The sequence below is a fragment of the Alicyclobacillus acidiphilus NBRC 100859 genome, assembly GCF_001544355.1.
GTDB lineage: Bacteria > Bacillota > Bacilli > Alicyclobacillales > Alicyclobacillaceae > Alicyclobacillus > Alicyclobacillus acidiphilus.
Window position 1 is genome coordinate 39,845 of the sequence record NZ_BCQI01000021.1, and the last position, 7,801, is coordinate 47,645.

General features: G+C 49.0%; 8 protein-coding genes. 4 read left to right on the forward strand and 4 right to left on the reverse strand.

Translation table 11 applies throughout. The annotated features are described in order from the left end of the window. Positions 1–29: 29 nt before the first annotated feature. Both AAC01S_RS09915 and AAC01S_RS09920 read right to left on the reverse strand, forming a co-directional pair. A complete protein-coding gene (locus AAC01S_RS09915; RefSeq protein WP_067621539.1) occupies positions 30–1,349 on the reverse strand; it encodes a HAMP domain-containing sensor histidine kinase in 1,320 nt (439 codons plus the stop codon). Continuing rightward, positions 1,346–2,041, reverse strand: a complete 696-nt coding sequence (locus tag AAC01S_RS09920; protein WP_067621540.1) for a response regulator transcription factor — start codon at positions 2,039–2,041, stop codon at positions 1,346–1,348. Before AAC01S_RS09920 ends, AAC01S_RS09915 begins: the two co-directional genes overlap by 4 nt. A gap of 221 nt (positions 2,042–2,262) precedes the next feature. On the opposite strand from AAC01S_RS09920, the gene AAC01S_RS20220 reads away from it, so the two are divergent. The 4 genes from AAC01S_RS20220 (at position 2,263) to AAC01S_RS09940 (ending at position 4,730) form a co-directional block, all read left to right on the forward strand. After that, positions 2,263–2,526, forward strand: a complete 264-nt coding sequence (locus AAC01S_RS20220) for an SHOCT domain-containing protein (RefSeq protein ID WP_067621541.1) — start codon at positions 2,263–2,265, stop codon at positions 2,524–2,526. Between the two features lie 175 nt (positions 2,527–2,701). Further along, the gene (locus tag AAC01S_RS09930; protein WP_067621542.1) at positions 2,702–3,451 is read left to right on the forward strand and encodes a hypothetical protein; all 750 of its coding nucleotides are present in this window, start codon (positions 2,702–2,704) and stop codon (positions 3,449–3,451) included. A gap of 41 nt (positions 3,452–3,492) precedes the next feature. Then, entirely contained in the window at positions 3,493–4,278 is a 786-nt protein-coding gene (locus tag AAC01S_RS09935; protein WP_067621543.1) for an SDR family NAD(P)-dependent oxidoreductase, read from the forward strand. After that, entirely contained in the window at positions 4,275–4,730 is a 456-nt protein-coding gene (locus tag AAC01S_RS09940; protein ID WP_067621544.1) for a hypothetical protein, read from the forward strand. The genes AAC01S_RS09935 and AAC01S_RS09940 overlap by 4 nt, the downstream gene beginning before the upstream one ends. A gap of 327 nt (positions 4,731–5,057) precedes the next feature. Here AAC01S_RS09940 and AAC01S_RS09945 read toward each other — a convergent pair whose 3' ends face one another. Together AAC01S_RS09945 and AAC01S_RS09950 are read right to left on the reverse strand one after the other, a co-directional pair. Continuing rightward, positions 5,058–6,302 (reverse strand): MFS transporter, encoded by a 1,245-nt coding sequence (locus AAC01S_RS09945; protein WP_067621545.1) that lies wholly within the window; start codon positions 6,300–6,302, stop codon positions 5,058–5,060. A 389-nt stretch (positions 6,303–6,691) separates the two neighbouring features. Further along, on the reverse strand, positions 6,692–7,522 hold the full coding sequence (locus tag AAC01S_RS09950; RefSeq protein ID WP_067621546.1) for an N-acyl homoserine lactonase family protein: 831 nt from the start codon (positions 7,520–7,522) through the stop codon (positions 6,692–6,694). Positions 7,523–7,801 lie beyond the last annotated feature (279 nt).

Below are 7,801 nucleotides of genomic sequence, written 5' to 3' on the forward strand. Positions count from 1 at the left end.
TCATTGGGCGCGCCAGATGCTCTTATGCATTATTCAATCGAAGTGGAGTCCTGTGGAATCCATCCTGTAAGAACAGCTCCTCCACTTGGCGAGTTGTCAGCAAATAGATCTCCTCCATGTGAACGGAAAATACGCCTCGCTATGGTAAGCCCAAGACCTGCTCCTCCTGTGGAGAGGTTTCTTGACGTATCTCCCCGATACATCGGCTCAAACATGTGCGTCAAATCATCAGGTAGAAAACCTGGACCAGTATCCCATATCTTCAGTACGGCCTTCTCCGGTTCTGTCTGCAATTCAACCGTTATCTTGCCCTCATTGGGTGTGTATTTGAGCGCATTATCCAATAGATTTGTGATAGCCCGTTCCAAAAGATGCGGGTCGCCGGAGATAAAAAACTCACCTGTCGGCATCTTCGTATCCAACAAAATTTCCTTTTCTTGTGCTCTGTGAGCCATGCTTGAAACCGTTGCATTGACGACCTCAGATAAATTGAAGGATTCCCTTTGAAGCGTCTGTTCCATATATTCGAGTCGGGTAAAAGCGAATAAATCAGAAACCAAGCGTTCAAGGTGAATTGCTTTTTCTTTACAAACTGAAACATAGTGCATCATTTTGTCTGGGGATGAGGCAATGCCTTGCTCTATGCCATCCAGGCACCCACGTAATGCAAACAACGGGGTACGCAGATCATGCGCGATTGCACCGATGAAGAACCGCCGTTCATCCTCCAACTTCTGTTGCTTCGCAAAACCTTCACGAAGCCCGTTTACCATGACCTGAAACGCATTACGTACCTGCCTGATCTCCACTGTGCTTGATGAAGCAAGCTTAAAGTCGAGATCTCCCTCAGCGATTTGCAGTGCTGCGCGACTCATTGATTCCAAGGGCTTTATCACGTTTCGTCCTATTTGAAAGCTGACAAAAACAATAGCAAGGATGGCCGCTGCGATCGCTCCAATCGCCGCCGTCGGGTCAGCGTTTCCCGGAGACGATAACAGGACAGTTCCGACCCATTTTCCATCGTTCATCACCATCGCTTGTTGCGTCGACATCCAGCGTGGATGGGGGTGCTTCTCAGATTCAAATATCACTTGATTCGTGGAAGAAAGTATCTCTATGTCAATGCCCTGACGCTCTAATTCTGCAGCCACACCGTGCTGCCACTCGGGATTTTTCCAATTGCGCTCATGTTGGGCAACCATTTTGATGGTCCGTGCCAGGTTCGCCTGTTGGACACTGCTTTGCGTCTTCCATGAGTGCCCGTCAACCATTGATATAAAAAAGTAGACGAACCAAGGAAACACCACAATACAAAGCACGCCTATGACCATGTATTTTCGAATTCTCATTTCGGTGTCCCCTCAAATCGATACCCGACACCCCACACATTGATGATAAACTCGGGCTTATTTGCATCGCGCTCAATCTTCTCTCGAATCCGCGCAATATGAACACGAACCGTATGCCTATCGCCAATGCCTTCCCAGAACTTGGCGAGGAGATATTCATAAGTGAATACTTGGCGAGGATGCTCAGCCAACAAGCAAAGTAAATCAAATTCCTTCGGCGTCAATGAGACATACTGTTCGGACACCGTCACCTCGCGTGCCGATATGTTCAATACGAGTCTGCCGTAGTCGAGAACCACTTGGCGACTGGATTGTTTGGAATTCATCCGACGCAATACCGCTTTAACTCTAGCGACCACTTCTGCTGGGGACGCAGATTTGACGATGTAGTCATCTCCGCCAATTCCCAGTCCACGTATCTTATCCACATCATTGTCCCGAGCACTCAAAAACAAGATCGGAACATCGCCTCGATCTATACGAATCTGCTTGCACAAATCAAAACCGGTTTGACCGGGCATCATCACATCGAGAAGCATACAATCCACCGATGCACGCTTGAGCACATCCAATGCCTCGTCTGCGCTGGTTGCAACGTCAACTCGAAAACCGTCATTTTCGAGAAAATCTCTCATGAGTTCCACAATCGATGGATCGTCATCGACGACTAGAATTGTTTTTGCATTGCTCATAGAGATCCCCTTCCACTTAACTTCGCAATCAATCCTTTATCTCAATTCAGGGCAAGTGTAGCATGTTGCGTACCGCATCTGGGTGGTCGGCAACTGATTGTGCCTCTTTTGTGATGCGTTGTTGATCGTTTCGTGACACTTTCCCCCACAGATTTGAGACATTGCATCGATATCCTAGGGTCACGCGCTGAAATACGTGACAGCATAAGGGGGAATTGATTATGTGGTGGGGACACCCTTACGGATTCGGGTTTTTTCCGTTAGTCTTTCCGTTTGGATTTTTCTTCTTCGTGGCACTCTGTTTCATCGTCTCTCGTATCGTCTGCTTTCGCCGGTTTCGCCACTACGGTTACGGCTGCGGTGGACCAACGTACAGAGCGTGGAGCAAAGTCAGTGATCCCGAAATCATCTTGAAACGACGGTTGGCAAAAGGAGACATCACTGAAGAAGAATACAGACATCTCCGTGAGACTTTAAGGGGTTAGTGAACCGATTCGTCCGTTGATGACTGATAGCACGTTGGCACGGTGTGCTTCTGCTCTAGTTTCCCACTGATAAAAATGGGATACATGGAAGGAGAATACATTCAGAAAGGATATCCCTTTGACGTGCTGGCCGATGACTCTGCATTCATCACTTTCACCAAAAGGAGGCGTGTACGTGAACGTTTCAATTGTAAACGCTGATAGCAAATATAGTCGCGTACCCTTGGAAGAGCCAACGTCCCGCGGTTATATACACATTGCCGCCCAGACGTGCGAACCCAGTTTTCCCTTTCGACCCAACACTGACCCCAGGCTTTTGGCAGAACTCAAAGACCTAGTCGAACATCTGGAGCAGGTGGACTGCGTCGATACCATTCACACCTTTAGGGCAGTTGGTCTGCCGCCAGTGAGCCGACTCCCTTATGTGAAAGATCACGCTGGTTCGATCCGGATTGCACGATTTGATGTTGCGGTGTTGATTGAGATGAAAAACAAAGAATCACTGGCAGAAGTTCAAGGTACGCCGCTCTACGAAGCACTGGTCGAATACCTGAGAACCCATTCGAAATCGGTCCATGTGATGCCTGCAATGAATATGAAGCGTTTTGGCGAGGTCAACAGCACGCAAGACGGATTATTCCTGTTTAACTACTTTGTTGCCGAAGACGCAGCAACATTGATGGAACTGTGGGACTATATGGCAGACTGGTACCGAGTCGAGATGGACCTAGACAATTCTCTATTACTCGTACCCACAAATCCAGAGGCATCCGATTATGTTGCACTCAACTATGCCCGCTTCGAGGGCAGCCTGCCCAGTTTTCTAGCGAAGCAAATGCCCAAGAGGAGTTTCCGAAATTATTTGCTGGCTAACCTTGACACCCATCACGTAGGTGCCATGCCCATTCTGTATCGGCTCGCGTAGTAACCACGCTGCATTACAACACATGTAAGGGAGAGGTAAAAATGAAATCGCCTAGTATACCTTTCATTCCGAATTACCCAGACCTCGCTGGCAAAGTGGCCGTTGTAACCGGTGGGTCGAGCGAACTCGGAGCCGCTACCGCTCAAGCTCTTGCGAAAAATGGAGTATCCGTCGCCGTGGTCGGGAGAGAACAAACGGCTATTGATGCTACGGTTAGCGGTATTCTATCTAAAGGCGGCCACGCCATTGGCGTGGCTGCAGACTGCACTGTCCAAAGCGATGTAGAACGACTACATGACACAGTTTCCAAACAACTCGGCTCCGTAGACATTCTTGCCGTGTTTGCTGGAGGCAACGGAATGCCCGTACCTACCGCGAAGGAGACGGTTACACATTGGCGTGAAGTCATAGAAGCGAACCTTACGTCAACCTTTCTCACGATTTCCGCGTTCTTGACAGATATGATCGAGCGACAATCAGGTGCCATCGTCACCATGTCCTCCGCGGCGGCTCGCCAAGCCGCAAAATCGTCGGCAGCGTATGCAGCGGCGAAATCTGGCGTGATTGCTTTGAGTCGCCACTTAGCTGGGGAATTTTCGAAAGACGGAATCCGAGTGAACTGCATTGCCCCCTCGGCGATCGAAACCGACCATATGCGCTCGCGGGTTCCAGAAGAACAACGCAAAGCGCTTGCCACCGCGTTCCCATTAGGACGCCTCGGGCAGCCTGAAGATGTTGCAGCGGCGACGTTGTTTCTCGCTTCGTCCGCATCTTCATGGATTACTGGTATCACGCTCGACATTGCCGGTGGGAAGGTGATGCTATGAGTGGTACAGAACAGCGCAAAATCTCGAACCTACGTGTTACTTCGTTTGTAGCCTTGGTACTTCTCCTCATTGAAGACGGTATTGGAATGGGAGGACGTCTCTACGCGGCATTGCCCGCTCATGCCGCCGGGACCTCGCTGCTTGCGAGTTTTGGCAAAGCGGTGACGAATGGTCCTTTGGCACTGACTGTACACGCTTTACTAGGTACAATATTAGTCGCCTCTGGCATCGCGGGGATTGCGCGTGCCATCCCTGTCGGTAAAACATTGTTGACCATGCTCTCCTGTGTCGCGATGTTCGCCATACTTGTGGCGTGGGCGTCAGGTTCGAGATATGTGGGCGCCCCTAGTTATGGAGGCTCCTTATCTATGGCAATCAGTTCATCAGTGGCGATGTTTTGTTACGCGACCATTCTGTCAGTCATACCTGCAACACCTCGTAAGACACCGTAACCATATTGTCTCTGGATGACTGAGTATCAGAAGGCGGAATTGGGGCTAGATTTGAAATGACCGAAAGGCACCGTCAACATGTCACTCGATAAGCCTTTCGGTCATGATCTTGTAGAGTAATACCTATATGCCATTCCTCAATCGCCGCGGGATTCTTCCGCGTCGCGTTTCCAAGTTCTTCACGCGTTCCTTGGTCTTCGCCATAGAGTACGAGGCTCTACATCGATGTTACACCATGGTAATGGCAACGCCCCCTACAACGTCGAATCCTCATAAATCTTCCGTTTTTTGTATTTTGCGTAGCTTGTTATAGGGCTAGGTCGCCCTTCAAGAAGCCCTATTCGGCGCAGGATCCGTCAATTTCGACTGATTCCTCGGCGACAACGAAAGAAACGCTATCGAGAGCGCGGCCAATCCCATCAACGTCGTCATCCCGACCATCAAGCTGCGTACTCCTAACCAAGTCGCTACAAAACCTCCAAGCAGTATAAACACGATGTTGAGGAATTGTTGAGGTGGACCGACCACGCTATTGATCCTTCCCATGTGCGACACCGGCATTACCTGTTGCGTGTATGTGGTGAAACCAACGCTCGCACTCGAACCAAACAACCCCAAAACGATAAGACCCCCAACAGCCGACCAAAATGAATGTGCTAGAGCATAGAGCAGATATCCCAACGCACTCAACAGTGTGCCGATACCCAAAAGCCATGTTGTACTGATCCTTTTGGACGTGATCGATAACATCAGGGAACCAGAGACAAATCCTACCCCAGCGAAAGTCACCATCATTCCGTAACCAAGTTGCCCAAGGTGCAGTGTTTGCCGGGCAAAGACAACCTCTTGCGTGTCTGCCGTGAGGGTAAAAATGTTAATCAGTGCATTTAAACCAAATAGGACAGTAAACAGTCGGTTCTCGCTGAGAAATTGAAACGCAATTTGCCAATCCTTGAACACGGTACGCCAAGGGTGCTGTCTTTCCGTCGATGCTTGTGGCGTACCCAATTCAGGTAACAAGATGAACGATATTGCAGAAGCCAGGAAACTAACCGAATCCAACCAAAGAGGGATGGAAGCATTTCCGTGCATTGAGAGCACGCCAGCAATGGCAGGTCCCGTCAAAAATGCGCTGTACCGAAGTGTGCTAACAATCGAATTTACTTGTTTCCTGGAATCCTCAGGAATAAGCAGCGTTTGATACGGAAGAAACAGACTCCCGAAGAACGTACTCCCGACTCCAAGTAAAAATAGAAGTGCGTAAATAGAAGCCAAGTGGGACAGCAGCGGCAACACACCGATCAACACCGCACGGGCAAATTCGATACCAATCAGTTGTTTCCTGCGGGAAAATCGATCGGTTATGCTTCCGACCCATGGTCCGACAATGAAAGCGGCAATCCTCGACACAACCCACAGACCTGCAACAGCGGATGCCGAGTGTGTTTGATCGAGAACAAGGATGTTGACGGCAACCAGGTATATGAAATCTCCGATAGCCGAAATGCCAACTCCAGATACAAAGATACCCATCCATATGTGAGATTGAAACTGTTTGGTCCCCGGAGTCATTCGTTCACCTCGAACATTTCTATTCAGGTTACTGTCAGTTCAACCACCATATTACGCTATGGTGAATGACAACAACCTCTGCAAAGCATCACCGCGACGTCGGGACGTCGGGTAAAGTGCTCCCATACGTAAATTCCTACGTAACCTCAGTGCATGCTCAGACGGGCTCCGTAGTGAGACCTACCCACGACATGCGTACCTGCGACCTCTTCGCACACGGTCTAATAGGTTCCGTTTCAGAGATCATCGCTCGAATTTTCGAATCCAGATGATTGCCCAATCTAACAAACGCCAAATGGCAGTGTAGTCAACCAAGGAGATATGTGCCTGCTCGTTTGGCAACCACTTGTAGCCTACATCGCTTGTCATGGGACTGACACGCCGCATTTTCAAGAAACGATGGTCGGGATTCTTTGCACCATACGTTCCTTCGACTGTGGATCGTGACTGGGGAGATAAACTGTAGGTCCTCCACTGATAAACGCATGAATTCGATCAATTGTTTCACTGGCGAGCTTTGCATTTGGAGAAACACCATCGATACTTCTCTCTATCATCAGTTGGTCGCTATAGGAAGTATCACCTGCAAAAAAGTACGTGATTTCCCCGTCACGTACAATAACGGACTGATGCCCAAGGGTATGTCCCGGCGTTGGAACCACTAACACATCTTCAGCTTTTGTCACGGTATACCCTGTTCTGAACGCACCGTACTCTCCGAGAGTATAGCTCACGATTTTCGGGTCAAACCACGTTGGGAAGCAGTTCGGTAAGTAGCCTCTTAATTTTCCCTTCCATCCCAGAGACAGTGCATATTCCCGACGTGATACGAGAAATTCCGATGTCGGAAAATGATATATCCCACCAGCGTGATCTGTATGAAGGTGAGTCATAATCACCCACCGTACGTCATTTAAAGACAACCCTAGTTTTTTGATTCTTGACCCTACTTCTTGCTCCGGCTCCACCCGCATTCGTACACCAAAACGGAAATACGGGTGCCATTTGGGAAAATGAGATGGATCTGACGTTCTTGCTGTTTCCCCTGTGTCAATTACAATGATCCCTTCTGGATGTTCGACCACCCAGCAGTATATTGGCAACCATTCGGTCCACGTCCTATCCAATAACGTGTTAAGGCGTCTTCCAATTGCCCCTACTCCCTTCCTCTGTCTGGACTTTACCGAAACAAGCCCAGTTTCAATTGCGTGGATTTTCATTCTCAGCCCCCCTTGTTATTTGGTTAGCATTTACAAACTAACGGACGCACAGTGATTTGCTTCAAACCGACCAATCGTTGTTGGGTCTCAGTCTTCATATCGATAAGGGTCGGCGGCAACCATCCATATCACTAAACACGGCTAAGTATGTCAACGCACCTACGAGATGCCGCTGCTAAGCATGCAACATTGTTATGAATTCCATTTTATTGAAACCTGAATAAAGTCAATCATAGACACAATTAGCAAGCGCTATCTGCCATCCAAACGCGCAAAATC

What these genes read in the sequence shown, in the direction of transcription:
- AAC01S_RS09915 (WP_067621539.1), bottom strand. Translation starts at nt 1,349, where the DNA reads ATGAGAATTCGAAAATACATGGTCATAGGCGTGCTTTGTATTGTGGTG.
- AAC01S_RS09920 (WP_067621540.1), bottom strand. Translation starts at nt 2,041, where the DNA reads ATGAGCAATGCAAAAACAATTCTAGTCGTCGATGACGATCCATCGATT.
- AAC01S_RS20220 (WP_067621541.1), top strand. Translation starts at nt 2,263, where the DNA reads ATGTGGTGGGGACACCCTTACGGATTCGGGTTTTTTCCGTTAGTCTTT.
- AAC01S_RS09935 (WP_067621543.1), top strand. Translation starts at nt 3,493, where the DNA reads ATGAAATCGCCTAGTATACCTTTCATTCCGAATTACCCAGACCTCGCT.
- AAC01S_RS09940 (WP_067621544.1), top strand. Translation starts at nt 4,275, where the DNA reads ATGAGTGGTACAGAACAGCGCAAAATCTCGAACCTACGTGTTACTTCG.
- AAC01S_RS09945 (WP_067621545.1), bottom strand. Translation starts at nt 6,302, where the DNA reads ATGACTCCGGGGACCAAACAGTTTCAATCTCACATATGGATGGGTATC.
- AAC01S_RS09950 (WP_067621546.1), bottom strand. Translation starts at nt 7,522, where the DNA reads ATGAAAATCCACGCAATTGAAACTGGGCTTGTTTCGGTAAAGTCCAGA.